Consider the following 25,564-nt stretch of genomic DNA (forward strand, 5'->3'; position numbering starts at 1 on the left):
ACACCGAGGGAAGGCCAGGGGTCTCAGAGAGCTTGCGGAGGTACGCGCGGCGCGTCACCGGCGAGCACGAAGACGTCCGCGCCCAGCGGCTCGACCAGGCCGTCCTCGACCAGCCCGGCCAGCGCGCGGGCCCGTTGCACGTCGTCGTTCCACACCTCGTCGAGGCGCTGGCGGGGCACCGGGGCGGTCGCGTGGCGCAGCACCTCGAGCAGCAGGCCGCGCACCTGGCGATCGGTTCCGGCGTACCGCTGCGGTTTGCGGCTCGGCCCCTCGAGCGCGGGCGAGCCGTTCAGCCGCCAGGCACAGACCTCCTCGAACGGGCACTCGTGGCAGCGCGGCGAGCGGGCCACGCAGACCAGCGCGCCCAGCTCCATGAAGGCGATGCTCGCGCGGGCGGCCCGGGCCGGCTCGTCGGGCAGCAGTTCGGCCATCGCCACCAGGTCGGCGGCGGTGGTGTTGGGACCCGCGTCGGGCTTGCCCTCGACGGCCCGCGACACCACCCGGCGGACGTTCGTGTCGACCACGGGGTGGCGCTGCCCGTACGCGAAGGTGGCCACCGCCCGTCCGGTGTAGGTGCCCACGCCCGGCAGCGCCAGCAGCTGGTCGAGATCGGACGGCACTTGGCCGTCGTGCCGCTCGACCATGGCCACCGCGCAGGCGTGCAGCCGCATGGCCCGGCGCGGATAGCCCAGCCGGCCCCACATGCGGATCGCCTCGGCGGGCGGGTCGGCGGCCAGGTCGGCCGGGGTGGGCCAGCGGGTCATCCAGGAGCGCCAATGGGGTTCGACCCGGACGACTGGGGTCTGCTGCAGCATCACCTCGCTGACCAGCACACCCCAGGCTGTCGTGTCGGGCTGCCGCCAGGGCAGGTCGCGGGCATTCTGGACAAACCACGTGATGGCGTCATCGGCGAGAGTCATGGCAGGTCTTACTCTAAGCGGGTGCATGAGCTCGCCATCACCGTCATCGGTCCCGACCGCCCCAGCATCGTCGCCAACGTGGCCGAGGCGCTGGCCGGAGTCGGGGCCAACCTGACCGACTCCACCATGACCCGCCTGCGGGGACACTTCACGATGACCCTGATCTGCAACGGGCCCTCTCTGGTGGAGGCACGCGAGGCGCTGTCGCCGCTCGAGGACGTGGTGATCGAGGTCCGGGAGGTCGCCCCCGAGTCTGACAAAAAGGACAACGGCGAGCCGTACGTGGTGAGTGTCCACGGCGCCGATCGGCTCGGCATCGTCGCGGCGGTGACCCGGGTGGTCGCGGTGGCCGGCGGAAACATCACCGATTTGAGTACACGTCTGAGCGGCACCCTCTATGTGCTGATCGCCGAGGTCGACCTGCCGGGCGGGGCCGCCGACGAGCTCGCCGAGCAGCTGGCGGTGGCCGCGGCCGAGCTGGGCGTCGAGGTGACCCTGCGGCGCGCCGAGTCGGAGCTCCTGTGACGATCACCTGGGACGGGCCGGAGGGCAACGTCCTCCCGGTCGTCAGCGCGCCCGCCACGGTGCTCAGCTCGATCGGCGACGAGGTCGACCCGGCCGACCCGGCGATCGTGCAACTCGCCGCCGACCTGGTCGCGACCATGCGGGTCTCGCCCGGCTGCGTCGGCCTGGCCGCCCCGCAGGTCGGGGTGGGGGTGCAGCTCTTCGCGGTCGACGTCACCGGCCACCCCAAGGCCGCCACCACGCACGGCACGTTCGTGCTCTGCAACGCCAAAGTGATCGAGGCCAGCCGCTGGAAGGCCGGGCGCGAGGGCTGCATGTCGGTGCCCGACCTGACCGGCGACGTGAAGCGGGCCGGACGCGTGGTGGTCGCCGCGACCCTGCCCGGCAGCGGCGAAGAGGTCACCGTCACGACCGATGCGTTCGAGGCGCGGGCGCTGCAACACGAGATCGACCACTGCGCCGGAAAGCTTTTTCTCGATCGTGTCGCCGGGGCACACGCGATCTACCAGCGTAAGGTCTACCTCTGACTCATTCCGGCTCTTTTGTTGTGAGCCGGTGTCGCATAACCCCGGCGCGTCGCGGCCGACTCGCGGGCGCGCGGGTTTACCGTGGGCCCCACTATGCGATCGACGGTTGGTCCCCTTCCTTCCGCCGTCTACTGGCGGCGTCGTGCAGTCGTGCTGGGCGCAGTGCTGCTCGGCATCATCGTGCTGTTCGTCTCGTGCTCCGGCGGCGACGACGACAACAAGGGCCAGAAACAGGGGCAGACGCCGACGTCGAGCTCGTCGCAATACCCGACGCCCGAGCCCGGTTCGTCCGAGCCGTTCCTCGACGGCCGGCCCGGCAACAACGGGCCGTCGCTCCCGGCCCCCGGCGACCTCCAGTCGCAGCCGTCCGGCGGCGACGACGGGTCGACCGACACGCTGCCGCCGACCGGTGGCACCGGGACGGGCACAGGCACTGGTACGGGCACCGGCACGGGCGCCGACGGGCAGAACAACAACGTCACCGCGCCGGCCGACGGCTCCTGCGCCGACGGCGAGCTGGCGGTCACCCCGATCCCGTCGTCGACCAACCTCAAGCGCGGCCAGTCGGTCCAGCTCGAGCTCAAGATCAAGAACAACAGCCAGCGTACGTGTTCCCGCGACGTCGGCGCCGATCCGCAGGAGCTCTACATCGACCAGGGCGGCCGCAAATACTGGTCGTCCGACACGTGCAGCACGGCCAAGGGCGGCGACGTCCGGCAGCTCCCGCCGGGCCAGGAGCTGACATACAAGGTCACCTGGAACGGCCGCCAGTCGAGCAGCTGCGCCGGCGGCTCGCCGACCGGTCCCAACCCGCCGCCCGGCCAGTTCGAGCTGCGGGCCCGGCTCGGCACGCTGGTGAGCAACCCGGTCACGCTGACCATCACGGCCTGAGTGGTCGCCGCGCTCGAGCTCTATCTGGACGTCGACGCCACACGCCGGGTCCGGACGTTGTGGCGTGCCCTCGAGGACGAGGGCATCCCGACGATGAAGTCGCTGCTCAACGACAAGCACCGCCCGCACGTCTCGCTGGCCGCGGCCCGCACGCTCGCCCCGGAAGCGGTCGTCGAGGCCCTGGACGGCCTGGCGGTCGGTCGGGGGCTGACGCTGAGCATGGATTTCGTGGGCCAGTTCGTCGGGCGGGTGCTGTGGCTGGGGGTCACCCCGACGGCCGAGCTGCTGACCCACCACGCCGCGGTGCACGAACGGCTGGCGGCCGCGGGCGTCGAGACGTGGGAGCTCTACGAGCCGGGCCGCTGGGTGCCGCACTGCACGGTCTCGATGCGCGTGCCCAACCCGCAGATGGGCCACGCCGTGCGCCGCTGCCTCGAAATCCTGCCGCTGCGGGCAACCGTGACCGGCGCCGGCCTGGCCGACCACGCCAACAACATCGACATACCCCTCACCTGACCCCGGCTCCCTCCAACCTGGCCGGCTTCCCTCCCGCCTGGCCTCGGCTTTCTCCCCGCCTGGTCCCGGCTTCCTCCCGCCTGGCCTCGGCTTTCCCCCGCCTGGCGCTGGCCTCTCTCTCGCCTGGACCCGGCGCCCTTTCACCTCGGCCCGGCGCCGTTTCACCTCGGCCCGGCGCCGTTTCACCTCGGCCCGGCACCCTTCACCTCGGCCCGGCACCCTTCACCTCGGCCCGGCTCCCTTGCGGCTAGATCCGGCTCATTTCGGCTGACCGCGGCTCGCCGTCAGCGGAACCCGGTGGCGGTCAGCAGGACCCAGCCGATCGCGGTCAAGGGCAGCGCGATCACCAGGGCCAGGGCACGCTGCGCCCAGGAACGGCCGACCCACAAAGTGATCAGGATGCCCAGGCCGATCAGGACCGCGCCGGACCCCACCTGACCGGCGTTGTCATACGAGGGATCACCGATGCGGCGCAGCTGGATCACGGCCTCGGCGAACAGGACGGCGCCGGGCATGCCCATCGCCGCCGTCCGCAGCCGGCCCGGTCTCCGAGCGATCACACCGGCCGCCCCGAACACCGCCCCCGCGACCCCCGGTAAGCGCCGCCCTGCCGTCATTGAAGTGCCGCTCTGCCGTCTTTGAAGTGCCGCCGTGCTGTCTTTGAAATGCCGCCCTAGCCGCGCAGGGCCCGCGCCGTGCGCGGAGTCAGGACGACCAGCCCCACGGCTAGCAGGGTGATCACCGCCTGGCCGATGCGCCCCGCGGTCACCCCCGGCGAGGTGTCGACGACGTAGTTGGCGTAGAAGTTCGCCGCCGCGTCGGTCACCAGGATGAGGCCGCCCAGATAAAGCCCCACGACGGGCTGGCGCAGCAGCAGGACCGCGGCCAGCGCGTCGAGGAAGGTCAACGAGACGAAATAGGTCGCCAGCCACCCCGGCATGCCCGGATAACCGCCCGTGGCCAGCTGAAAGACGTGCACCACCGTGCCGTAGGCGAAGACCGCCACGGCGGCCCGCACCACCAGCGGCAAGATCAGACGTAACGCTCGAGGATGGACGCCTCGGCCAGGCGGGACAACCCCTCCCGTACGCCCCGGGCCCGCGCGTCGCCCACGCCGTCGACCGCCTGCAGGTCCTCCACGGTCGCGCCGAGCAGGCGCTGGAGGCTGCCGAAGTGGTCGACCAGCCGGTCGACGATCTGGGTGGGCAGGCGCGGCACCTTGGCCAGCAGCCGGAAGCCGCGCGGCGACACCGCCGCGTCGAGCGAGTCGGTCGCGCCGGGATAGCCGATCGCCTTGGCCACGGCGACCAGGTCGATCATCTCGGTGGCGGTCAGCAGGTCGAGCTCGACCAGCGCCTCGTCGAGCGTGCGGGCCTTGCGACCGGTCGGCAGATAGTCGCGGATCACCAGCGTGCGGTCGGCATCGACCCCGGCCATCAGCTCGTCGAGCTGCAGGGCCAGCAGGCGGCCGTCGGTGCCGAGCTCGACCACGTAACCCGAGATCTCGTCGGCGATGCGGCGCACCATCTCGAGCCGCTGGACGACCGCGACCGCGTCACGCACGGTGACCAGGTCTTCGATCTCCAGGGCCGAGAGCGTGCCGGACACCTCGTCGAGGCGGAGCTTGTAGCGCTCGAGGGTGGCCAGCGCCTGGTTGGCCCGCGACAGGATGGCCGCCGAGTCGTCGAGGACGTGGCGCTGCCCGTTCACATAGAGCCCGATGATGTGCATCGACTGGCTCACCGAGATGACCGGGAAGCCGGTCTGCTTGGCCACCCGCTCGGCCGTGCGATGCCGGGTGCCGGACTCCTCGGAGTGGATCGCCGGGTCGGGCATCAGGTGCACCGCGGCCCGCACGATGCGGGTGCCGTCGCTCGACATCACGACCGCGCCGTCCATCTTGCACAGCTCACGCAGGCGGGTCGCGGAGAACTCGACATCGAGCGGGAACCCGCCGGTGCAGATGCTCTCGACGACGGCGTCGTGGCCGAGCACGATCAGCGCGCCGGTGCGCCCGCGCAGGATGCGCTCGAGGCCGTCGCGCAGCGCCGTGCCGGGGGCCATGAGCGCCAGATTGGCGCGGAGAGGATCGCCGCTCACGCCGCCACCAGTGAGACCGGGACCGGTCGTGGCGGCGGGCGCCGGACGATGCGCCGAGCCGTTGACGCCTGGTCGTGGCGTCGGGCTGGCGGCGGGCTTGGAACCATCGCGGTCGAGCGGCACCTGGACATTCTACGGACTGTCATCCAGCGCAACGAGGCGTGGTTCGATGAATGCTCCGTAGCGTGATGAAACGTCACTTACGGTCACCGCCGTGGGCGGCCGACGCGCGGGCCGCCGACTGCAGTGCGGAGCGCAGATCGCTCACCTCGATCACCTCGATGCCGCGGGGCGCCTCGGGGGCGCAGCCGGGCGGCACCAGCGCCACCTTGAAGCCGAGCCGGGCCGCCTCGGCGAGCCGCCGCCCGACCGCCCCGACCCGCCGGATCTCGCCGGTCAGCCCGACCTCGCCGATCGCCACCAGATGCGGGGCCATCGCCAGGTCGAGCCCGCCGGAGGCGACCGCGAGCGCCATCGCGAGGTCGGCCGACGGCTCGATCAGGCGGATGCCGCCGACCGTGGCCGCGAAGACCTCGCGGTTGTAGAGCTTGAGCTGTTTGGTGCGGCGCTCGAGCACGGCGAGCACCATGGCCAGCCGGGCGCTGTCGAGACCCGACACCGTGCGCCGGGGCGAGCCCTGCACCTCGGCCCCGATCAGCGCCTGCACCTCGGTGACCAGCGCCCGCCGGCCCTCCATGGCCACGGTGACGCAGGTGCCGGGCACGGGCTCGTTGTAACGCGTGAGGAACAGGCCGGACGGGTCGGGCAGGCTGGCGATGCCGCTCTCGTTCATCTCGAAGCAGCCCACCTCGTCGGCCGCGCCGTACCGATTCTTCACGCCGCGCACCAGGCGCAGCGACGAATGCTTGTCGCCCTCGAAGTGCAGCACGACGTCGACCAGGTGCTCGAGCACGCGGGGGCCGGCGACCTGACCGTCCTTGGTGACGTGACCGACCAGCACGGTGGCGATGCCGCGCTCCTTGGCCACGCCGACCAGCGCGGCGGTGACCGCCCGGACCTGGGTGACGCCGCCCGAGACGCCCTCGGTGCCCGGGGCCGAGATCGTCTGCACCGAGTCGACGATGAGCAGGCCGGGCTTGACCGCGTCGAGGTGGCCGAGCACCGCGCCGAGGTCGCTCTCGGAGGCCAGGAAGAGCTTGTCGTGCAGGGCGCCGAGCCGCTCGGCCCGCAACCGCACCTGGCTCACCGACTCCTCGCCACTGACCACCAGGGACGGTGTGCCGGCGCCGGCCGCCCACTGCTGGGCCACGTCGAGCAGCAGAGTGGATTTGCCCACCCCGGGCTCGCCGGCCAGCAGCACCACCGCGCCGGGCACCAGGCCGCCGCCGAGCACCCGGTCGAGCTCGCCGACGTTGGTCGGCACGGCCTTGGCCGGGGCGGCGCTGATCTGCGCGATCGGGCGGGCCGGCTCGGCCGGCATCCGCGAGCTGACCACCCGGCCGGCGCCGAGCGGGGTGCTCACGGTGGACTCGATGACCGAGCCCCACTCACCGCACTCGGGACAGCGCCCCAGCCACTTCGGCGGCTGGTGACCGCAGGCGTCGCAGACGAAGGCGGGGCGGGCGGCCTTCGCGGCCGTGCGGGACGTCGTCACCCCGCAAAGCTAGCGGGACGGTACGACAATTACTCGTGCTCCTCCGCGGTCTCACCCGGCGCGCGTGACGCGGGGGAGAGCGGGATGGCGAACGGCGCGGTCAGCTCGATCGGCTGGGCCTGGCCGCTCACCTCGAAGATCAGGCTCAGCGAGTGGCCCGGGACGAGCTCGTCGCTCAGGCCGGCCGCGACCAGCTTGGTGTCGTCCTCGGGGAGGTAGGTCACACTGCTCAGCGGCGGGATCGTGATGCGCGCGGGCTGCAACGTGGCGGTCGGGGCGATCGACGGCGTGCCGGGCTGGCTGGGCTGCGCCGAGGGCTGCTCGACACCGGTGTTCTGGTCGTTGCCCCCGCCCACCTCGTCGGGCGAGTCGGAGGAACCGCCGGACGGCTCGGGATTCGCGCTCGGCCGACCGGCCGCCGGGCCGCCGTCGAGCCCGATCTGCCGGGCCGAGACGATGCCGGCCTGCTCGTCCTGCAGCGGGCGGCTGCTGATCAGGACGGTCATCTCCGCGGTGCTCTGGTTGAACAGAGCGACCTCGAGCGGGGCGTCACCGTTGGCCGGGTAGCCCTCGGGGTCGTTGTAGATGACCTGCAGATTGCGGATCAGCAGATTGCCGTCGGGGCTCTGCGTGTTCAGACCCGAGATCGGGGTCTTGAGAATGGACGTCTCGGCGACCTGACCGGCCGAGCAGCCGGACAGTGCGATCACGGCGACCGTGGCGACACCCGCGGCCCAGGTGACGCGGCGGGTTCCCAGCGAGCGCATCACGATCCTCCAAGCTGATCAAGCCGACACCGAAGCACACCAAGCGGCGCAAGGCTCAGCCTAGAGGGCGGGGATCGGGCGCGTGCGCCGACCCGTCCATTCACACCACCCGGCCGCTGAAGATCAGCAGGAGAACGTCGATCAGGGCGACGAGAATCACCGCGCGGAACATCGCCACGCCTCGTCCCCGGGCGCGCCTGGTGGCGTACCAGCCGAGCGGAAGGACCACGACGGCGGCCGCGGCGCCCACCCAGCCGGCCCACGACGGCGGCCCGGGCGGCCCGAAGACCAGGGCCAGTGTCGCACTCAGCAGGAGCAGCGCGGCCGCAATGGAGGATCCCGTCGCCCCGAGCCGATGCGGCAGCCCCCGCACGCCAGTGGCCGCGTCGTCCGCGAGGTCGGGCAGCACGTTGGCGAAGTGCGCGCCCCCACCGAGCAGCGCGCCCGCCGCGACCAGCCAGCCGGGCGGCGCCGGATGCCCGGGCAGCGCCACCACCACGAACGCCGGCAGCAGCCCGAACGCCACCAGATAGGGCACCACCGAGAACACGGTGAACTTCAGGGGCCAGTCGTAGAGCAGCGCGAACACGCCGACCAGCGAGATCAGCAGCGTCGCGAGCGGGCCGAACGGCAGGCCCAGCAGCGGGATGGCGAGCGCCGCGATCAACCCCGAGAGGCCCACCGTACGGCGGGAGACCGCCCCCGAGGCGATCGGCTTGTCGGTGCGCCCGGCCGCCCGGTCGCGATCGGCGTCGAGCCAGTCGTTGACCCAGCCCACGGCGAGCTGGGTCGCCCCCACGGCCGCGAAGACGCCGAGCACGGCCCAGCCGCGGTGCCCGACGCCGATCGCCAGCAAGGTCATCGCCACGGTGACCGCACCGCCGGGCTCCGGATGAGACGACTTGATCACTGCCAGCGCTCGGGACATGCGAGCAGTGTGGCGGGTGTGCCGGATGCATGCCACGCTCGATCACATGCCGTCGATGGCCCGTAACGATCCGCGTCAGTACGACGACCTGGCCGACCATTGGTGGCGGCCGGGTGGCCACTTCGAGCTGCTGCACTGGCTGGCCGAGGCGCGGGCCCGGCTGATCCCGTCCGCGAGCATGCCCGGCGCGATCCTGCTCGACGCGGGCTGCGGCGGCGGGCTGCTCGCCCCGCACCTGACCGGCAAGGGCTACACGCACGTCGGCGTCGACCTGCGGGCCGCCGGGCTGGGCCACGCGGCCGCGCGCGGCGTCCGGGCCGTGCGCGGCGACGTGACGGCGTTGCCGCTGGCCACCGGCTCGGTCGAGGTGGTGGCGGCGGGCGAGATCCTCGAGCACGTGACCGACCTGCCGGGCACGGTGGCCGAGCTGAGCCGGGTGCTGCGGCCGGGCGGCCTGCTCGTGCTCGACACGGTCAACGACAACGCGCTCAGCCGCTTCGTGACGATCACGCTGGGCGAGGCGATCGGGCTGGCCCCGGCCGGGCTGCACGACCCGGCGCTCTTCGTCGACCCGGGCCGGCTCACCAAGGAGTTCGCCGCCCACGGCGTACGGCTTCAGGTGCGCGGCGCCCGCCCCAGCGTTCCCGGGCTGCTCCGCTGGCTCGGCCCCTTCGAGAAGCGCAGCCCCCTGGGCCGCATCGTCCCCACCCGTTCGACCGCCGTGCTCTATCAGGGCCACGGCCGTAAGGAGGCGGCATGATCGCCGAAGCCCGGCGGCTCGCGCCCCGGTTCGCGGCCCGCGCGGCCACCTACGACCGCGACGGCGCCTTCCCCGTCGACGACTTCGCCGACCTGCGCGCGTCAGGCCTGTTCGGGCTGATGGTCCCGGCCCGGCTGGGCGGCGCCGGGGCGAGCTTCGCCGACTACGCCGCGATCGCGTACGAGCTGGCCCGGGGCAACGGCGCCACCGCGCTGATCTTCAACATGCACGCGTCGGTCACCGGTGCGCTGGCCGGCGTCACCGACGAGCTGGCCGAGGCCCTGGGGCTGCCCGCCGAGGCGCTGCGGGCCCGCGACGACGCGCTGCGGGCGGCGGCCGAGGGCCGGTGGTACGCGGTGGCGATGAGCGAGCGCGGCGCGGGCTCCCGGCTGTCCCAGCTCACCACGGCGTACGAGGCCGTGGACGGGGGCTACCGCATCCAGGGGGCCAAGACGTTCTGCTCGGGGGCCGGGCACGCCGACGCCTATCTGGTCGCCGCGCGCAGTGCCGCCGACCAGTCGCAGGTCTCGCAGTTCCTGGTGCCCGCGGGCGAGGGCCTGCGCGTCGAACCGACGTGGGACGCGCTCGGCATGCGGGCCACCGGCTCGCACGACCTGCACGTCGACGTCACCGTCCCGGCCGGGGCGCTGCTCGGCGGGGTCGAGGGCCTGGCGCTGGTCGTCGCCCAGCTGGCCCCGCACTGGATGGTGGCCAGCTACGCCGCCGTCTACGTCGGGGTGGCCCGAGCCGCCGTCGACGCCGCGGTCGAGCACGTCAACGAGCGCAAACTGGGCCACCTGCCGGCCATCCGGGCGCGGATCGGCCGGGCCGACGCCGCGGTCGCGGCCGCCCACCTGGCGGTCATGGAGGCGGCCCGCCGGGTCGACGAGCGACCGGGCGAGGCCGAGACGAACCGCTGGGTGTGGCGGGCCAAGCTGCTCGCCGGCACGACCGCGGCCGACGTCGCGGCGTCGATGCTCGAGGCCGCCGGCACCTCCGCGATGCGCCGGGGCCACCCGCTGGAGCGCCTCTATCGCGACGCGCGGGCCGGCTCGCTGCAACCCGCGACCAGCGACGTCTGCGCCGACTGGCTCGGCGTGGACGCGCTCGGCGGCGACGGGGACTCGGAGGGTTCAGCCCCTCGTTGGTGAGAAACACAGCACGGCACAGATGGCGGCGGGCGGGGCCTAGGAGGCACAAGTGAATCGCAACGCGACCATCGCGGGGCTGGGGACGGCGCTGCCGCCCTCGGCCGTGCAGAGCGACCTGTGGGACAACTACTTCTCGCACCACTACACCGGGACCCGGCGTGCGCTGGCCAAGCGGATCTTCGAGAACTCCGGGGTGCGTACGCGGCAGGCGGCAGTCAGCCCCCTGCTCGAGGACGTGTCGGACTGGACCACCGAGCAGCGGATGCGCCGCTACCAGGTCGAGGCCGTCCCGCTCGGCAAGGAGGCGGTGACCCGGGCGCTGGCCGGCGCCGGCCTCGCCGCGAGCGACCTCGGCCTGTTCGCCGTCTGCTCCTGCACCGGCTACGCGACCCCCGGGCTCGACATCCTGCTCGCCCGTGACCTGGGCATGTCGCCGTCGGTGCAGCGGCTGTTCGTGGGGCACATGGGTTGTTACGCGGCGCTGCCGGGGCTGGGCGCGGCGGCCGACTTCGTGACCGCCCGGCAACAGCCCGCCCTGCTGCTCTGCGCCGAGCTGACCAGCCTGCACCTGCAGCCGGCGGCGGTGCGTACGGATTTCCAGCAGATCGTCTCGCACGCGCTGTTCTCCGACGCGGCGGCCGCCGTCGCGCTCACCCCCGGCGGCCCGGGCCTGGTCGTCCAGGACGTCGCCGCGGTCACCGACACCACCACGGCCGACCTGATGACCTGGGAGGTCACCGATCTCGGCTTCCGCATGGGGCTCTCCCCGCAGGTGCCCGCGGTGCTCGACCTGCACGTCCGCAAGCTCGTCGACGACCTGCTCGGCCGCAACGGGCTGGCCATCGGCGACGTCGACGGCTGGGCCGTGCACCCGGGCGGCCCCAAGATCCTCGACGTGGTGCAGGAGCGGCTCGAGCTCGACGATTCCGCGCTCACCGCTTCGCGGGAGGTGCTTTCCGCGTACGGGAACTGCTCGTCGCCGACCGTGCTGCTGGTGCTCGACGCTCTCCGTCGCCGGCCCGCCCCGCCGCGACGGGTGGTCATGCTGGCCTTCGGTCCGGGGCTGACGCTCTACGGCACGCTGCTTCTACAGTCACCATGTGACGGGTGAGCGGGCGCGCGGCGCGATCCTCTATTCCACGGCCGGGGCGCTGGTCGCCGGGGGTGCGACGTGGTGGGTCCTGGCCGCGCCGCCGGAGGAGCCGGCCGATCAGGCGTCACGGTGGCGGGCCGCCGTCGAACAGCAGTTGCCTGACGTCGACGGCCAGGCCGACGCGAAGACGGCCTCGCTGGCCGCGGGCAGCGAGGAGACGCTCGAGTCGTTCGTCGACACGGGGTCCTACCTGGTGTCGCTCGTCTGCCGCGGCGGTCCCGACAGCTTCGTACGGGTGAGCCTGAGCCGGACGGGCAACGACTCGGGGCTGGGGGTGCGCTGTTCCGAGAACCTGCCGCCGGACAGCTTCGAGGTGGGGCTGGGCGGCGTGATGCGGATGACCGTCATGGTCGGTGACGAGGGGCCGGTCGTCTTCCGCTATTCGCTGCAGCGCGTGCCGCGGTAAATCTCTGCCGGCGCTTAAAGGCGGGCCAGGTCTCCGCGGAAGTCTTCCACCGAGGCCGTGCGCGGCACCATGCGGACGATCCGGAAGCCGCGGTCGACGAGCACGGCCGCGGCCGTGGTGTCGGGCGTGCCGAGATGCAGATGGCTGCGCAGGCTGCCGGTCGGATCGTTCAGGATTTGCACGGTCTTCCCGTTGGCCGGCGGCGTCGCCCCGGTCGGCGGGGTGCCCACGGTGGAGGCCGAGGCCTCCGCGGCCGAGACGGTGATCACGGCGATCTCGGGGCCGACGGCGTCGATGGTGTCGGAAACCAGTCCCGTGCAGGCGCAGCCGTCCACGAGCAGGATGACTGCGGGTAGCCGGCCACGCAGCGGCACCGTCTGCCCGTCGGCCGAGACCAGTTCGAGCGCCGGCAGGGTCGTGGCCGGTTCGGGAGTCGAGTTTGCCGTGCGCTGGGTGACCGGCTGGCGGGGCGGCCCGGGCCACGCCGAGGCGAAGAGGCTGGCCACCGTGACCAGCACGGCGAGCGAGATGATGAGAACCGGGGCACGGAGCGTGGTGGCGGCGGCCCGGCGCAGCTTGCGCATCGCGGGCCGGCGAGCGAAGCGCTGCCAGCGCGTCGGCGGATCGGCCAGCCGCAGCTCAGCGCGGACGGCGTCGACCTCGTCGGAGAGCTCGGAGAGATCGTCGGGGATGACGATGACGCCCCACTCCTCGGGCAGGTCGGGCAGGTCGTCCGGCGAACCGCCATCCGACGACCATCCGCCGTTGTCGCTCGCACCAGCCATGACACACCCTCCCCCCGGGCCGACCCAGTCGTTCTCCGGTCGGGGACCTTGCACCCAGCCTTCCTTACGCGAGGCCCGACCGCCAGTAGTGCGCGCTTCCGGACCTTAGCGATAAGCTTGACCTCACAAACGCCGTAGGTGCGAAATATCCGACCCGTGCCCCTTAGGGGTAACCAACTAATCACTCACTGTTACTGAGGCAGCTCGCGGCCCGTCTGTCAAGCCGCAGAAACGCCCATCACAGGGCCTCTGAGCTGCACTAACAGTCACCGGCAGGGCGGGACATAGCTGCCTGAGCGTGTTACCCTAGACACAGCGAAAGGGGCTTCGAACCTATGGTTTTCAGTGTCGGCGAGACCGTTGTTTACCCCCACCACGGGGCCGCACTCATCGAGGCAATCGAAACAAGGGTCATCAAGGGCGAGGAAAAGCAGTATCTTGTGCTGCGCGTTGCCCAGGGCGATCTGACCGTGCGGGTGCCCGCTGAGAACGCCGAAATCGTCGGCGTGCGCGAAGTGGTTGGCGAGGAAGGCCTGGGGAAGGTCTTCGACGTCCTCCGCGCTCCGCACACCGAGGAGCCGACCAACTGGTCGCGGCGTTACAAGGCCAATCTCGAGAAGCTGGCCTCCGGTAACCCCCTCAAGGTTGCCGAGGTTGTTCGTGACCTCTGGCGTCGTGAGCGCGAGCGTGGTCTCTCGGCCGGAGAGAAGCGCATGCTGGCGAAGGCGCGCGACATCCTTGTCGGCGAGGTCGCTCTGGCGGAGAAGAGCACCAAGGACGAGGCCGAGGTTCTCCTCGACAAGGTCCTCACCGAGGCCTGATCCACAACACCGTTTTTGTGTTCGCACAGGACCGCGACGTGACCGCGAAGCTGAATGCCCGCGGTGACGTCGCGGTCCTGGTTCCGGCGGCAGGTGCCGGTCTGCGGCTCGGCCCGGGCGGGCCCAAGGCGTTGCGCCTGCTCTCCGGTGAACCGCTGCTCGTGCACGCGATTCGCCGGGTGGCGGCCTCGCCGTCGGTCCGTCTCATCGTGGTCGCCGCTCCAGCGGCCGAGGTCGAGTCGGTGCGCACACTTCTGGCGCCGGTCGCGCCGGTCACCGTGGTGGCCGGCGGGGCCGAACGTCAGGAGTCGGTGGCACTGGCCCTGGCCGCCGTCCCACCCGAGATCAACATCGTGCTCGTCCACGACGCCGCGCGTGCCCTCACCCCGCCCGCCGTGATCGAGTCGGTGGCCGCGGCCGTCCGCGAGGGCCGTCCCGCCGTGATTCCCGTGCTCCCGGTGGTCGACACGATCAAAGAGGTCACCGTCGGCGAAACAGTCCTCGGCACGGTCGACCGTTCCGTCCTGCGCAGCGTGCAAACCCCGCAGGGCTTCCAGCACAGCGTGCTCGCCGCCGCCCACGCCGCCGCGTCCGACCCGCTGACCGACGACGCCGGCCTGGTAGAGAAGGCGGGCATCCAGGTCACCTGCGTCCCCGGCTCCGAGCTGGCCCTGAAGATCACGCGCCCGTTGGACCTGATCCTGGCCGAGGCGCTGCTCTCCCACCCCCAGTAACCTGACCCGGTGATCAACCACCGGGTCGGCATCGGAACGGACGTGCACGCCTTCGAGGCCGGGCGACCATGCTGGGTAGCCGGCCTGCTCTGGCCCGGCGAAACCGGCCTGGCCGGACATTCCGACGCCGACGTGGCCGCCCACGCCGCATGCGACGCGCTCTTCGGCGCATCCGGGCTGGGCGACCTGGGCAGCAACTTCGGCACCTCCCGCCCGGAATGGTCCGGCGCCTCCGGGGTCGCACTGCTGACCGAGACCGCGCGCCTGGTGCGGGCCGCCTCCTTCGAGATCGTCAACGTCTCGATCCAGGTCATCGGCAACCACCCCAAAATCGGCAAACGCCGCACAGAAGCCCAACAAGTACTGTCGGCCGCGGTCAACGCCCCGATCACCATCTCCGGCACCACCACAGACGGCCTGGGCTTGACCGGCCGTGGTGAGGGGCTGGCGGCTATGGCGGTCGCGCTGGTCACCCAGACCTGAGTCTCCGCGCCGATGGTCAGGACTTGAGTCAGCACCGCCGTTCGTAGAATCACGCCCCGCTCCAGCCGCCCGCCGCTCCCGCCACCGCCGTCACCGCCGCTGCCGCCGTCACCGCCGCTGCCGCTGTCACCGCCGCTGCCGCTGTCACCGCCGCTGCCGCTGTCACCGCCGCTGCCGCTGTCACCGCCGCTGCCGCCGTCACCGCCGTCACCGCCGTCACCGCCGCTGCCGCCGCCGTCAACGCCGCCACCGTCGCTGTTGCTGCTAGCACCACCGCCGCCACCGTCGCTGCTGGTGCCGAAGCTCATCTCCTGCCGCGCGTCGGTGAGTGAGTACTTACATACCCGGAGGAGTTGGCCGCTTCGAGCCGTTGGCGTGGCCGCCGGGAGGCTTGTGCCCAGCGGGTATTGAGTAAGTGAGGACTCACATGCCGGGTTGGCTAGGCTCCTTTGCTTCGGTAGCGCGGCTGCCGGCGCAGTCCTGCGCGTATTAGTGAGTGAGTACTCACATACCCGGGGCAGCTAGACCGCTTCGAGTCGTTGGAGTGGTCGCCGGAAGGTCAATGCCCCCGCGCGGTGTTGAGTGAGGACTCACATACCGGGTGGGCTGGCTCCTTCGCATCTTGGGACTCTCCCTCCAGGCGACGAGCCCTTTCGGTATGTAAGTACTCACTCACCAGCGGGCCGGGGCGTGGGGTTAGCCGGCGGCGACCCCAACGACGCGGAGCCAACCCATCCCGGTATGTGAGTACTCACTCAGCACCACCGGAGTACCGGCGAGAGCCGCACTGTGCCGGGGTGGTGTGGGCGAAATGTGGCCTGACGGGAGCGTGGGGCGGGTTACCCCGCAGCGTGGGATTTCGTGGGAGCGCCTACTCTCGGAGCGTGGCCGCGCCTCTGGAACCCGAAACCACGCCGGAAGAGTATCGGCAGCGTGCGCTGCTGCTGGCCGACCTCGGGAGATATGACGAGGCCGCGCAGGAGGTCGCTTCGGGGCTGGCGGCGGCGCCCGACGAGGCGAGTTTGCTGGCGACCCTGGCCCGCATTCATCTGGCGGCCGATCAACCGGGTGAGGCGTTGCGGGCGGCCGAGCGGGCGGTGGCGGCGTCCCCGTCGACGTTGACCAATCTTGTCGTGCGGGCCATGGCGCTCTCCGACAGTCAGAAGTACGGCGAGGCGGCGCAGGTCGCGAGCGAGATCATTCGGCAGTGGCCGGCCGACGCGTATGCCCAGCGTACGGGGGCGGCCCTGCTCAGCGAGTCGCGCAACGGGCAGGAAGCGCTGAACGCCGCCTGGAACGCTGTCCGGGTCGCGCCGGCCGAGGCCGAGGCGCATCTGGTGCTGGCCGTCGTGGCGGCGCGCCTTCGACTTTTCGATCTGGCGCAACGGGCGTACGCGCAGGCCTTGGATCTTGACCCGGCGATCGGGGACGCCCAGCGGGATGTGGGCATCGTGCGGTTCGAGCGGCGGCGCTGGGCGAAGGCCCTGGAGTCGCTGGCCGATGACGCGACCCTGCCGGTGGCGCCCGATGCCGAGGGCGAATATCCGCAGCCGTTCCCGCGGGCCTATCCGGCGCCGGACCGGCCCGACACCGAGGAACAGCAGGCCACCTCGGCCGACTGGACCGGGGAGGGCGTGGTCAGCCGGCCGAGCAAGCCTGTGCTCGACCCGTCGGCCGACTCGGCGGAGGCGATCCGGCGGCACGTGCTTTTCGGCACCAACGCCACGCTGGTCGCCGGGCTGTTCGCGGGCCTGATGACCTTGACCAGCGCCGGGATCTCGCGAACCTGGGGCGGGCTGATCGGCGTGCTGCTGTTCGCGGGCGTGATCTTCGCGCTCAATCGGGCCGTGCCGGAGCCGTTGGCGGCCGCTTTGACCCGGCTCCGGCAGCACAACCGTCCACTGGCGGCCGCGGCCTACGTGGGCTTCGTGGCGCCTCTCCTGTTGTTCGTCTATGCCCTGGTCGGGGGCGTGGTGCCGCTCGTGGTCGCGATGGCGGTGGCGGCATTGGCCGAGATCTTGATCCTGACCCGCCGCTGACCTGGACAAACCGGTCTGTTCAGGCGGCCTCGCGCTCCGACGACAGGGCGGTTCGCAGGGCGGGTTCGGCGCTGTGTCCGGGAGCGAGGGTGTCCAGGGCCAGCAACGCCGCCCCGACGATAGGTGACTCAGTGGGCACCGAGATCTCGACCAGCGGAGCCTGCCGACAGGCGCCCGCCACCACCTGACGGTGCAGAACCGGGTGCTGCGCGCGCAAAACGCTGCCTCCCAGCACCAGCGCATGCGGCCGGTCGAGCAGGCCCAGCCGGGTCGCCGCCACGCGATGCTGGCCCACGATCTCGTCGGCCTGGCGTCTGATCAGGGCCAGGGCCACCTCGTCCCCCGCGGCGGCCACCTCGAAGAGCAGGTGTGACAGCGGCGGGATCACCTCGCGGGGGATCTCACCGAAGTGCACGGCGATCGAGACGGCCTCGACCGTGGGCCGGTCGAAGTGGGCGGCCACGGCGGCGCTGAGCGCGGTCGGCGCGCCCCGCCCGTCCTCGCCGCGGGCGGCCAGGTGCAGGGTCTGGTCGGCCAGCTCGTGCCCGCCGCCCCAGTCGCCCGAGATCGGGCCGAGGGCGACGAACCGGGCCGTACGACCGTCGGCCGCCCGCCCCGCGCAGTTGTTGCCGGCCCCGCAGGCAACCGTGATCGCGTCCGGCATCGACGTGCCCGAGCGCAGCAGGGCGAAGCAGTCGTTGTCGACCACGGTGCGCCGGGCCCACGACCTGGCCGCGAGCGCCTCCTGCAGCGCGGTCACCTCGACCGGCAGGTCGGCGCCGGCCAGGTACGCCGCCACGATCTCGACGGGTGTGCCGAACGGGATGCCGGCCCGCGCGTGCACGGCCCGGATCAGCTGGTCGAGCACGTGGACCGTGCCGTCGAGGCCGATGTTGTGCGGGGACGACGTGCCGCCGCGGACGTAGCCCAGCACCTCGCCGGACGCCGTGCCGAGCACCACGTCGGTCTTCGAGTTGCCGCCGTCGACCGCCAGATAGAGCGCTCTCATCGGGCCCACGCGAGATGCACCCGGCCGCTCGCGATGAGCCGGTCGGTGAGCGGGTCGGCGATCTCGTGCTGCCCGATCAGCGGGTGCGCAAGCAGCGCCCGATACACCCGGTCACGACCCCCGCGAAGCGCCGCGTCCAGCGCATACTCCTCGTAACCGGAGACATGCCCGATAAGTCCCGACAGATCCGGCGGCAACGGCGAGACCGGCAGTGCCGCCGGGCCGGCCACCGATGCGCGCGCCGACACCTCGACGACGGCATCCGCCGGCAGAAACGGCAAAAGACCCTCATTCCGTACGTTCACCGAGTGCACGGAAGAGTCGTCGAACCCGTGCAGCGAGGCGATCAATCCGACCGCGGCCTCCGAGTAGTACGCGCCCCCGCGTTCCCCGAGCAGCGCCGGCTTCTCCACCAGAGCCGGGTCGCGGTACATCTCGATCAGTTGCGCCTCCAGCTCGGCCACCCGTTGACCCCGCGTCGGTGCGCCGATCAACGACTGCACATGCCGGTCGTGTGAGTAGAAGTACGAGAGGTAGTACGACGGCACATTGCCCAGCGACTGCAGCACCGCGGGCTCCAGGTCGACCTCGGCCGCGATCGACGAGAGGTGCGAGGACAGCAAGCCGGGAAGTTGATCGACACCGTCCACATAGGCGGCTCGCTCCCAGGTCAGGTGGTTGAGGCCGACGTGCTCGAGCACCACCTGCGACGGCTCCACGCCGAGGTGCCCGGCGAACCGCCGCTGGAAGCCGATCGCCACGTTGCACAGCCCGACCGCCCGGTGGCCGGCGTCGAGCAGTGCCCGCGTGACGATCCCGACCGGGTTCGTGAAGTCGATGATCCACGCCCCCGGCTTGGCCCGCTCCCGGATGCGCGCGGCCACGTCGAGCACCACGGGGACCGTACGGAGGGCTTTGGCCAGACCCCCGGCGCCCGTGGTCTCCTGACCGACGCAGCCGCACTCCAGCGGGAATGTCTCGTCGTTGATGCGGGCCTGCTGGCCGCCGACGCGCAACTGGATCAGCGCCACGTCGGCGTCGGTCACACCCGCGTCGAGGTCGGTCGTCCACCAGATCTTGGCCTGGTGCCCGTAGTGCTGGAGGATGCGGGCGGAGAACGCGCCCACCACCTCGAGCCGCTCGGCCGCCGGGTCGATCAGCACCAGTTCGGTGACCATCGAGCCGAGCCGGGCGAAACCGTCGACGAGCTCCGGCGTGTAGGTGGATCCACCGCCGATGACTGCGATTTTCAACCCTTGAATCCCGTCAATGTGATGCCTTGGACGAAGGCACGTTGAGCGAAGAAGAAGATGATGATCAGGGGTGCCATGGCCAGCACCGTTGCCGCCGTGACCAGGTTCCAGTCGACGTGGTGGACACTGTGGAACGACGCGAGGCCGAGCGACAGCGTCCACGAGCTCTCGTTCTCGCTGGTGTAGAGCAGCGGGCCGTAATAGTCGTTCCAGCAGTAGAAGAACTGGAACAGCCCGGCCGCCGCGATGCCCGGACGAGCCATCGGCAGCACGACCCGCAGCAGCGTGCGCCACTCGCCGCAGCCGTCGACCCGGGCCGCGTCGAGATATTCGCTGGGGATGGTCAGCAGGAACTGGCGCAGCAGGAAGATGCAGAACGCGTCGCCGAACAGCGCCGGGATGATCAGCGGGGCCAGCGAGCCGGTCAGGCCGTAGCGGGCCCACATCAGATACAGCGGCACGGTCACGACCTGCGGCGGGAGCATCATCACGCAGATCACGAGCAGGAACAGTCCGTTGCGGCCGCGAAACTTCAACTTCGCCAGCGCGTACGCGGCGGGGACGCTCGACAGCAGCACCAGCACCGTCGACGACACCGCGTAGATGACCGTGTTGAGCAGGTAGTGCGGCAACGGCGTGACCTCGAAGACCCGGACGTAGTTCTCCGGATGCCACGAGTTCGGCCAGTAGTCGGCGGTCAGGGCCTGGTCGCTGGTCATCAGCGAGAGCAGCACGAGATAGACGACCGGGGTCACGAACATGATCCCGAGCGCGATCGCGATGCTGTGCTTGCCGATCCACGCCAGCCGGCGCTGCCGGTTGTAACGCCGGTCCGGGGCCGGCACCTCCACGGCCGGTGGCGACAGGACGGCGGTCACGATTCCTCCCCGGTGAAGGCCTTGGCCCGGCGCAGCAGGATCAGAGTCACGCCCAGTGCCACCACGAACAGCCCGATGGCCAGCGCGTTCGCATAGCCGAGGGCGCTGTAGCGGAAGCCGACGGTGTAGAGCCAGAGCGGATAGGTGAAGGTCGAGCCCTCGGGGAAGCCGAAGTTCGACGAGATGCCGCCGCCGACGGTGGCCTGCCCGCTGGCGATCGAGCCCGCCACCGCCGCCTGGTCGAAGTACTGCAGCGTGTAGATCACACCGGTCACCGCGGCGAACAGGACCACCGGCTGGATCGTCGGCAGCGTGATCGAGCGGAACCGTTGCCACGCGTTCGCGCCGTCCAGCTCCGCGGCCTCGTACAGGCTGGCCGGGACCCCGAGGACGGCCGCCAGGAAGATCACCATCAGGTCGCCGATCGCCCACAGACCGAGCAGGACGAGCGAGGGCTTGGCCCAGGCCGGCGAGTTGAACCAGAGCGGGCCCTCGATGCCGATCATCTCGAGGAAGTGGTTGACCGGGCCGGTGCCGGGCTTGAGCAAGTAGACGAACGCGATGGTGGCGGCCACCGGGGGGACCAGCGCGGGCAGGTAGAACACCGTACGGAAGAAACCGGCGCCCCGCTTGAGCTGGGTCAGCAGCATCGAGAGGCCGATCGCGCCGATGATCCGTACGGGAACGAAAACGACGACCATCCACAGCGTGTTGCGGATCGACTGGAGCAGGAACGGGTCGTCGGCCATCCGCCTGTAGTTGTCCAGCCCCACCCACTCGGGCACCGAGAGCAGGTCGAACTTCGTGAACGAGAAGTAGACCGCCGAACCCAGGGGGTACAGGAAGAACACCGCGATGCCGATCAGCGCGGGCGCGAGGAACGAGAAGGTCGTGGCGCCCTTCCTCACCCGTACGCCCAAGGGTTTGGCGGTCATGTCAGCCGCCCAGCGTCATGACACTGTTGATCTGCTTGTCGGCGTCGGCCAGGCCCGCGTCGAGATCCTTGACCTTGCCCGCCTGATAGCTGTTCAAGAACTGCCCGAACGTTTCCTGGTACGCCGGTCCCGACGCGCTGGGCGGAGTCGTCGACGAGTTCGGGTTGTTGAAGATGTCGATGAACGTCTTGAAGTCGGCGTCAGCGTTGAGACCCGGGTCGGCGATCGCCGCGGTGGTGGTCGGGATGTTCTTGAGCAGCCCGGCCAGCTTGATGACCGCCTTGTCGTTAGTGGTCAGATACTTGATCAGCTCCCACGCGGCCTCAGGGTTCTTGGCGTTCTTGCTGATCCCGACGATGTTGCCGGTCACGTAGCCGCCGCCGTAGTGCGCGGGATCGCTGGCCGGGATCGGCGCCACCCCGTACTTGAGGTTCGGGGTCTGGTCCTTGACGAAAGCCAGGCGATACTCGGCGTCAATGTTGATCGCGACCTGGCCCTTCTGGAAGGCGTTGTCGGCGCTGTACTCGTCACCCAGGCTCGCCCGGAACTTGGTCAGGTTCTCGTAGCCGTACCAGTCGACGAGCTGCTTCTGCCAGGTCATCAGCGTCTTCCAGGCCGGGTCGGCGCCGACCGCGGACTTGCCGTCGTCGGTCAGCCATTTGGCGCCCACGGCCGGGGCGAGATGCGAGGCCGCGTTCTCATAGAAGTCGTAGAGCGGCAGGAAGCCGACGGTCTTGAGCGAGCCGTCCGCGTTCTTGACCGTCAGTTTCTTCGCGTACGCGGTCAGCTCGTCGAGGGTCTTGGGCGGCGCGCTCAGCCCGGCCTTGGCGAACAGGTCCTTGTTGTAGAACATGCCGTACGCGTCGGCCAGGAACGGCATCGCGCAGCGCTTGCCCTGGAACTCGGTGTAGGACCGGGTGGTCGCGTTGAGCTGGTTCAGGTCCACTTTGTCGCGATCGACGTACTGCTTGAGGTCGACCCACGCGCCCGACGAGCAGAACTTGCCGACGATGTCGGTCGAGTACGACAGGCCGACGTCGGGACCGTTGCCGGCGCCGATGGCCTGGGTGACCTTGGAGTCGTCCTGACCGGACTTGATCGTCACCTTGATCTTCGGGTGCTCGGCCTCGAAGTCCTTGACCACCTGGTCGATCGCGGCGGCCTCGCGCTCGGTGAAGAAGTGCCAGAGTTCGACGGTGCCGGCCACCTCCGTGCCGGGGTCGGCGATCTTGTTTTCCTTGGGCGCCGGGGTGCAGGCCGTCGCCAGCGCAGCTGTTGTTATCAGGGCAAAAAGGGCGCGCGGGAACCGTTTGTTCACTGTGGCCTCTCAAGATTCGGCTGTGCGAAGAAACGAAATAAAGCGATAAAACGCGAGAAATCGAAGTGGAACTTCGAGATCGGGAGGGCCTTTAGGGCGGGGTTGGAGCGTGTGTGCTGTCGGGCCGGGAGTGCTGTCGGACCGGGGTTGGAGCGGGACTGCTGTCGGGCCGGGAGTGCTGTCGGGCGGGGGTGGTGCGGGGCTGGCTGAGGAGCGGGTCAGGAGTCGCGGATCGAGGCGATGAGGGAGTCGTGGACGGCGGTGAGGCCGGCGTCGAGGGCGCCCAGCAGCACGGAGTCGTCGTCGATCGAGGTGATGGCGATCGTGCTCTCCAGCGGGGCGGCCCGGCGTACGGCGAAGTTGACCGCGGACAGCAGCCGGTCGCCACCCGCCTGGGCGATCGGGCCGGCCAGCACCACCAGGTAGGGGTCGAGCACGGCGATCACCGCGGCCAGGCCGATCACGATGCGGTCGGCCAGCGCGATCAGGAAGTCGTCGCCCGGGCCCGAGTCGGCGGCCGCGGCCCGTACGGCCTCGGCGGGGGTGCGACCCGGAACGCCGTTGTCCCGGGCCAGCTCGAGGATCGCCGCGCCGCCGAACAGGTCCTGCAGGTCGAGCTTGCGGTGCGAGGAGTCGGGGGAGTAGAGCGGCATGTAGCCGATCTCGCCGGCGCCGCCCCGGGCACCGCGCAGCAGCGTGCCGGCCATGTCGATTGCCAGACCGAGGCCCTCCTCGCCCAGCCACAGCAGGGCGAAGCCCTCCGCCTCGCGGCCCACCCCGCGACGTCGCTCGGCGATCGCGGCCAGGTTGACGTCGTTGTCGACGCCGACGGCCGTGCCGAGCGCCGCGGCGAGTTGCGGCACCAGACCCGTACGCCCGAAGCCGGGCACGTCGACGTGCCGGATCGTCTCGGTGTGCGGGTCGTAGGAGCCGGCCACGCCGAAGTGCACGTGACGGATCCGCTCGGCGGACACGCCGGCCTCGTCGCGCAGCCGGGCGACGACGTCGACCAGCGCGGTCAGCGGGTCGGTGGTGAGGAAGTCGATGCGGGACTCGATGCGCCCGCGAACCGTGCCGGTGAGGTCGCACAGGGCCGCGACCACCGAGGGGGCGCCGCTCGCGCCGATGTCACGGACGGAGACCGCCGCCGCGTACGCCGCCTCGGGGTTGGCGTTGTAGATCTCCGCGTTCGGGCCCGGCCGGCCGCTGTTGTGCCCCACCACGTTGACGAGGCCGGCGTCGGTCAGCCGGCGCAGCACCTCGGAGATCGTCGGGGTCGACAGGGCCGTGAGCTTGCGCAGATCGGCCCGCGTGAGCATGCCGGGGTCCAGCAGGTGAGCCAGAGCCGCGCTCTCGTTCATGGCGCGCAGCAGTTTCGACGAACCGGCCAGACGGGTCACGGCGGCTCCCGGGTGCGAGTCGACTGATTGGCAAACTGACTAACAGTTAGCCCGGACGGTAGGCCGACCGCCAGCGGGTGTCAAGGGTCCGGAAGTCAGCCTAGAGCAGGCTATCGAAGACTATTGATAAACCTTTTTAACAGTTGTAGCGTCTCTCCTCGTCGCGCGCGCCATCCCCACGAATCCCCCCTCTTCGAGGAGCGCCATGAAACGCGCTATTTACGCTGCCGTCGCCCTGGCCGTCCCCGCAGCCGCCCTGACCTACGGGCTGCTTCCGGCCAGTGCCGCCGCCGCCGGGCCGATCAAGGGCCTGGGCGGCAAATGCATCGACGTCGCGGCCGCTAGCTCGGCCAACGGCACCGCCATCCAGCTCTACGACTGCAACAGCACCGCGGCCCAGCAGTGGACCGTGGGCAACACCGACGGCAGCATCCGCGCCCTCGGCAAATGCCTCGACGTGACAGCGGCGTCGACGGCCGACGGCGCCAAGATCCAGCTGTACGACTGCAACAACACCGGCGCCCAGAAGTGGTCCGCCGGCAACGGAACTCTGGTCAATACGGGCAGCGGCAAGTGCCTGGACGTGACGGGCGGCAGCACGGCCAACGCCACTCGCCTGCAGATCTGGACCTGCTCGACGTCGGCCAACCAGAAATGGACGCTGCCCGGCGGTGGTTCTTCCCCCACCACCCCCGCCGGTGTCGGGCTGGACAATCCGGCCAAAAAGGACGTCGCGATGCAGATCGTGTCGGCAGCCGAGAACTCGTCGCTCGACTGGCGGGCGCAGTTCCGCTACATCGAGGACATCGGCGACGGGCGCGGTTACACGGCCGGCATCATCGGCTTCTGCTCGGGCACGGGCGACATGCTCGAGCTCGTGCAGGCGTACACCAACGCCGTACCCGGAAACGTGCTGGCCAAGTACCTTCCGGCGCTGCGCAACGTCAACGGGACGGACTCGCACGCGGGGCTCGACCCGAACTTCACGGCGGACTGGCGTACGGCCGCCGCCGACACCCGATTCCAGGCCGCGCAGGAGTCCGAGCGCGACCGCGTCTACTTCAACCCCTCGGTACGCGACGGCAAGAGCGACGGCGTACGGGCTCTTGGGCAGTTCGCCTATTACGACGCCGCAGTGATGCACGGCTACGAGGGCATGCGGGCGATCCGCAACCAGGCGCTCAAGCGGGCCAAGCCCCCGGCACAGGGCGGCGACGAGCGGGCCTGGCTCAACGCCTTCCTGGACGAGCGCGTGATCGAGATGAAGAAGGAGGAGGCGCACTCGGACACGTCCAGGGTGGACACCGCCCAGCGCCGCTTCCTCACCAACGGCAACTTCGACCTGAACACGCCGCTGGACTTCGCGGTCTACGGCGAGAACTTCCACATCGGCTGAGCTTCGAGGCCGGGGTCGCTCGTCGGCCCCGGCCTCACCATCCGGTCAACACGATGATCTCGGTGACAGACCGGTCGTCGGTGGCAACCCGATGGACCCAACTGGGGCTGAGTTCCTCGAGCTCACGAGCGGCTGCGTCGCTGCGCTCGACATGCCGTTGCACACTCCGCGATGCCACCGCAGCACCGTAGCCCCATCTGCGGCTCCTCCTCGGCCATGGACAATCAACGACCATTGCGGGACCCGGTTGATGT

General features: G+C 70.7%; 28 protein-coding genes. 13 read left to right on the forward strand and 15 right to left on the reverse strand.

The features are described 5' to 3' along the window. Window positions 1-23 precede the first annotated feature (23 nt). Window positions 24-920 (reverse strand): iron-sulfur binding domain-containing protein, encoded by an 897-nt coding sequence (locus JKJ07_RS09210; protein ID WP_202990903.1) that lies wholly within the window; start codon window positions 918-920, stop codon window positions 24-26. Between the two features lie 21 nt (window positions 921-941). On the opposite strand from JKJ07_RS09210, the gene JKJ07_RS09215 reads away from it, so the two are divergent. The 4 genes from JKJ07_RS09215 (at window position 942) to JKJ07_RS09230 (ending at window position 3,379) form a co-directional block, all read left to right on the forward strand. Further along, complete coding sequence (locus tag JKJ07_RS09215) at window positions 942-1,445, forward strand: glycine cleavage system transcriptional repressor (RefSeq protein WP_202990905.1); 504 nt, start codon at window positions 942-944, stop codon at window positions 1,443-1,445. Then, a complete protein-coding gene (gene def, locus JKJ07_RS09220) occupies window positions 1,442-1,972 on the forward strand; it encodes a peptide deformylase (protein ID WP_202990907.1) in 531 nt (176 codons plus the stop codon). The genes JKJ07_RS09215 and def overlap by 4 nt, the downstream gene beginning before the upstream one ends. Before the next feature lie 93 nt (window positions 1,973-2,065). After that, complete coding sequence (locus JKJ07_RS09225; protein ID WP_202990909.1) at window positions 2,066-2,863, forward strand: adhesin; 798 nt, start codon at window positions 2,066-2,068, stop codon at window positions 2,861-2,863. Continuing rightward, window positions 2,864-3,379 (forward strand): 2'-5' RNA ligase family protein, encoded by a 516-nt coding sequence (locus JKJ07_RS09230; protein ID WP_202990911.1) that lies wholly within the window; start codon window positions 2,864-2,866, stop codon window positions 3,377-3,379. 284 nt (window positions 3,380-3,663) lie between these two features. Here the strand turns inward: JKJ07_RS09230 and JKJ07_RS09235 are convergent, their stop codons facing one another. The 6 genes from JKJ07_RS09235 to JKJ07_RS09260 all read right to left on the reverse strand — a co-directional run bounded on the left by JKJ07_RS09235 (window position 3,664) and on the right by JKJ07_RS09260 (window position 8,789). Continuing rightward, window positions 3,664-3,996: a DUF6518 family protein gene (locus tag JKJ07_RS09235; RefSeq protein WP_236028687.1), complete on the reverse strand. Its 333-nt coding sequence runs from the start codon at window positions 3,994-3,996 to the stop codon at window positions 3,664-3,666. 56 nt (window positions 3,997-4,052) lie between these two features. Continuing rightward, the gene (locus JKJ07_RS09240) at window positions 4,053-4,400 is read right to left on the reverse strand and encodes a hypothetical protein (protein ID WP_307834235.1); all 348 of its coding nucleotides are present in this window, start codon (window positions 4,398-4,400) and stop codon (window positions 4,053-4,055) included. Window positions 4,401-4,411: 11 nt separating this feature from the next. After that, the gene (gene disA / locus JKJ07_RS09245; RefSeq protein WP_202990915.1) at window positions 4,412-5,602 is read right to left on the reverse strand and encodes a DNA integrity scanning diadenylate cyclase DisA; all 1,191 of its coding nucleotides are present in this window, start codon (window positions 5,600-5,602) and stop codon (window positions 4,412-4,414) included. 73 nt (window positions 5,603-5,675) lie between these two features. Further along, on the reverse strand, window positions 5,676-7,094 hold the full coding sequence (radA, locus tag JKJ07_RS09250) for a DNA repair protein RadA (protein WP_202990917.1): 1,419 nt from the start codon (window positions 7,092-7,094) through the stop codon (window positions 5,676-5,678). 29 nt (window positions 7,095-7,123) lie between these two features. Further along, on the reverse strand, window positions 7,124-7,861 hold the full coding sequence (locus tag JKJ07_RS09255; RefSeq protein WP_202990919.1) for a hypothetical protein: 738 nt from the start codon (window positions 7,859-7,861) through the stop codon (window positions 7,124-7,126). Window positions 7,862-7,961: 100 nt separating this feature from the next. After that, on the reverse strand, window positions 7,962-8,789 hold the full coding sequence (locus JKJ07_RS09260) for a UbiA family prenyltransferase (protein ID WP_202990922.1): 828 nt from the start codon (window positions 8,787-8,789) through the stop codon (window positions 7,962-7,964). Window positions 8,790-8,814: 25 nt separating this feature from the next. Here JKJ07_RS09260 and JKJ07_RS09265 point away from each other — a divergent pair, with 25 nt between their 5' ends. The 4 genes from JKJ07_RS09265 to JKJ07_RS09280 are packed head-to-tail and all read left to right on the forward strand — an operon-like array spanning window position 8,815 to window position 12,259. After that, window positions 8,815-9,549, forward strand: a complete 735-nt coding sequence (locus JKJ07_RS09265; protein WP_438871376.1) for a methyltransferase domain-containing protein — start codon at window positions 8,815-8,817, stop codon at window positions 9,547-9,549. Then, the gene (locus JKJ07_RS09270; protein ID WP_202990924.1) at window positions 9,546-10,700 is read left to right on the forward strand and encodes an acyl-CoA dehydrogenase family protein; all 1,155 of its coding nucleotides are present in this window, start codon (window positions 9,546-9,548) and stop codon (window positions 10,698-10,700) included. The genes JKJ07_RS09265 and JKJ07_RS09270 overlap by 4 nt, the downstream gene beginning before the upstream one ends. Before the next feature lie 49 nt (window positions 10,701-10,749). Further along, window positions 10,750-11,811: a type III polyketide synthase gene (locus tag JKJ07_RS09275; protein ID WP_202990926.1), complete on the forward strand. Its 1,062-nt coding sequence runs from the start codon at window positions 10,750-10,752 to the stop codon at window positions 11,809-11,811. Further along, the gene (locus tag JKJ07_RS09280) at window positions 11,801-12,259 is read left to right on the forward strand and encodes a DUF6023 family protein (protein ID WP_202990929.1); all 459 of its coding nucleotides are present in this window, start codon (window positions 11,801-11,803) and stop codon (window positions 12,257-12,259) included. Before JKJ07_RS09275 ends, JKJ07_RS09280 begins: the two co-directional genes overlap by 11 nt. 14 nt (window positions 12,260-12,273) lie before the next feature. On the opposite strand, the gene JKJ07_RS09285 is transcribed toward JKJ07_RS09280, so the two are convergent. Beyond that, a complete protein-coding gene (locus JKJ07_RS09285) occupies window positions 12,274-13,044 on the reverse strand; it encodes a hypothetical protein (protein WP_202990931.1) in 771 nt (256 codons plus the stop codon). A 335-nt stretch (window positions 13,045-13,379) separates the two neighbouring features. On the opposite strand from JKJ07_RS09285, the gene JKJ07_RS09290 reads away from it, so the two are divergent. The 3 genes from JKJ07_RS09290 to ispF are packed head-to-tail and all read left to right on the forward strand — an operon-like array spanning window position 13,380 to window position 15,082. After that, complete coding sequence (locus JKJ07_RS09290; RefSeq protein WP_030443670.1) at window positions 13,380-13,865, forward strand: CarD family transcriptional regulator; 486 nt, start codon at window positions 13,380-13,382, stop codon at window positions 13,863-13,865. A gap of 38 nt (window positions 13,866-13,903) precedes the next feature. Next, window positions 13,904-14,599 carry a 2-C-methyl-D-erythritol 4-phosphate cytidylyltransferase gene (gene ispD / locus JKJ07_RS09295; protein ID WP_202990933.1) on the forward strand — a complete coding sequence of 232 codons (696 nt, stop codon included), beginning with the start codon at window positions 13,904-13,906 and terminating at the stop codon, window positions 14,597-14,599. Window positions 14,600-14,608: 9 nt separating this feature from the next. Continuing rightward, window positions 14,609-15,082, forward strand: coding sequence for a 2-C-methyl-D-erythritol 2,4-cyclodiphosphate synthase (gene ispF, locus JKJ07_RS09300; RefSeq protein WP_202990935.1), 474 nt, complete (start codon window positions 14,609-14,611; stop codon window positions 15,080-15,082). Window positions 15,083-15,131: 49 nt separating this feature from the next. Here the strand turns inward: ispF and JKJ07_RS09305 are convergent, their stop codons facing one another. After that, the gene (locus JKJ07_RS09305) at window positions 15,132-15,365 is read right to left on the reverse strand and encodes a hypothetical protein (RefSeq protein ID WP_202990937.1); all 234 of its coding nucleotides are present in this window, start codon (window positions 15,363-15,365) and stop codon (window positions 15,132-15,134) included. 601 nt (window positions 15,366-15,966) lie between these two features. On the opposite strand from JKJ07_RS09305, the gene JKJ07_RS09310 reads away from it, so the two are divergent. Continuing rightward, window positions 15,967-17,121 (forward strand): tetratricopeptide repeat protein, encoded by a 1,155-nt coding sequence (locus JKJ07_RS09310; protein WP_202990939.1) that lies wholly within the window; start codon window positions 15,967-15,969, stop codon window positions 17,119-17,121. A 19-nt stretch (window positions 17,122-17,140) separates the two neighbouring features. Here JKJ07_RS09310 and JKJ07_RS09315 read toward each other — a convergent pair whose 3' ends face one another. The 6 genes from JKJ07_RS09315 to JKJ07_RS09340 form a co-directional block, all read right to left on the reverse strand. Beyond that, entirely contained in the window at window positions 17,141-18,130 is a 990-nt protein-coding gene (locus JKJ07_RS09315) for an N-acetylglucosamine kinase (RefSeq protein ID WP_202990941.1), read from the reverse strand. Next, entirely contained in the window at window positions 18,127-19,383 is a 1,257-nt protein-coding gene (locus tag JKJ07_RS09320) for a family 4 glycosyl hydrolase (protein ID WP_202990943.1), read from the reverse strand. The genes JKJ07_RS09315 and JKJ07_RS09320 overlap by 4 nt, the downstream gene beginning before the upstream one ends. After that, a complete protein-coding gene (locus JKJ07_RS09325; protein WP_307834186.1) occupies window positions 19,380-20,261 on the reverse strand; it encodes a carbohydrate ABC transporter permease in 882 nt (293 codons plus the stop codon). The genes JKJ07_RS09320 and JKJ07_RS09325 overlap by 4 nt, the downstream gene beginning before the upstream one ends. After that, on the reverse strand, window positions 20,258-21,196 hold the full coding sequence (locus JKJ07_RS09330) for a carbohydrate ABC transporter permease (RefSeq protein ID WP_202990945.1): 939 nt from the start codon (window positions 21,194-21,196) through the stop codon (window positions 20,258-20,260). Before JKJ07_RS09330 ends, JKJ07_RS09325 begins: the two co-directional genes overlap by 4 nt. Before the next feature lies 1 nt (window position 21,197). Further along, window positions 21,198-22,514, reverse strand: a complete 1,317-nt coding sequence (locus tag JKJ07_RS09335; RefSeq protein WP_202990947.1) for an ABC transporter substrate-binding protein — start codon at window positions 22,512-22,514, stop codon at window positions 21,198-21,200. 218 nt (window positions 22,515-22,732) lie between these two features. Then, the gene (locus JKJ07_RS09340; RefSeq protein WP_202990949.1) at window positions 22,733-23,914 is read right to left on the reverse strand and encodes an ROK family transcriptional regulator; all 1,182 of its coding nucleotides are present in this window, start codon (window positions 23,912-23,914) and stop codon (window positions 22,733-22,735) included. Window positions 23,915-24,119: 205 nt separating this feature from the next. Between JKJ07_RS09340 and JKJ07_RS09345 the strand changes: the two genes are divergently transcribed. Then, window positions 24,120-25,310 (forward strand): chitosanase, encoded by a 1,191-nt coding sequence (locus JKJ07_RS09345; RefSeq protein WP_202990951.1) that lies wholly within the window; start codon window positions 24,120-24,122, stop codon window positions 25,308-25,310. Window positions 25,311-25,564 lie beyond the last annotated feature (254 nt).

Origin of the sequence: Paractinoplanes lichenicola (assembly GCF_016785085.1) — a bacterium.
GTDB classification, from domain to species: domain Bacteria; phylum Actinomycetota; class Actinomycetes; order Mycobacteriales; family Micromonosporaceae; genus Actinoplanes; species Actinoplanes lichenicola.

Excerpts from the sequence above, each read along its gene's own strand:
- JKJ07_RS09210 (WP_202990903.1), bottom strand. The coding sequence starts at position 920 with ATGACTCTCGCCGATGACGCCATCACGTGGTTTGTCCAGAATGCCCGC.
- JKJ07_RS09225 (WP_202990909.1), top strand. The coding sequence starts at position 2,066 with ATGCGATCGACGGTTGGTCCCCTTCCTTCCGCCGTCTACTGGCGGCGT.
- JKJ07_RS09235 (WP_236028687.1), bottom strand. The coding sequence starts at position 3,996 with ATGACGGCAGGGCGGCGCTTACCGGGGGTCGCGGGGGCGGTGTTCGGG.
- JKJ07_RS09255 (WP_202990919.1), bottom strand. The coding sequence starts at position 7,861 with ATGCGCTCGCTGGGAACCCGCCGCGTCACCTGGGCCGCGGGTGTCGCC.
- JKJ07_RS09260 (WP_202990922.1), bottom strand. The coding sequence starts at position 8,789 with ATGTCCCGAGCGCTGGCAGTGATCAAGTCGTCTCATCCGGAGCCCGGC.
- JKJ07_RS09265 (WP_438871376.1), top strand. The coding sequence starts at position 8,815 with ATGCATGCCACGCTCGATCACATGCCGTCGATGGCCCGTAACGATCCG.
- JKJ07_RS09270 (WP_202990924.1), top strand. The coding sequence starts at position 9,546 with ATGATCGCCGAAGCCCGGCGGCTCGCGCCCCGGTTCGCGGCCCGCGCG.
- JKJ07_RS09285 (WP_202990931.1), bottom strand. The coding sequence starts at position 13,044 with ATGGCTGGTGCGAGCGACAACGGCGGATGGTCGTCGGATGGCGGTTCG.
- JKJ07_RS09290 (WP_030443670.1), top strand. The coding sequence starts at position 13,380 with ATGGTTTTCAGTGTCGGCGAGACCGTTGTTTACCCCCACCACGGGGCC.
- JKJ07_RS09315 (WP_202990941.1), bottom strand. The coding sequence starts at position 18,130 with ATGAGAGCGCTCTATCTGGCGGTCGACGGCGGCAACTCGAAGACCGAC.
- JKJ07_RS09330 (WP_202990945.1), bottom strand. The coding sequence starts at position 21,196 with ATGACCGCCAAACCCTTGGGCGTACGGGTGAGGAAGGGCGCCACGACC.
- JKJ07_RS09345 (WP_202990951.1), top strand. The coding sequence starts at position 24,120 with ATGAAACGCGCTATTTACGCTGCCGTCGCCCTGGCCGTCCCCGCAGCC.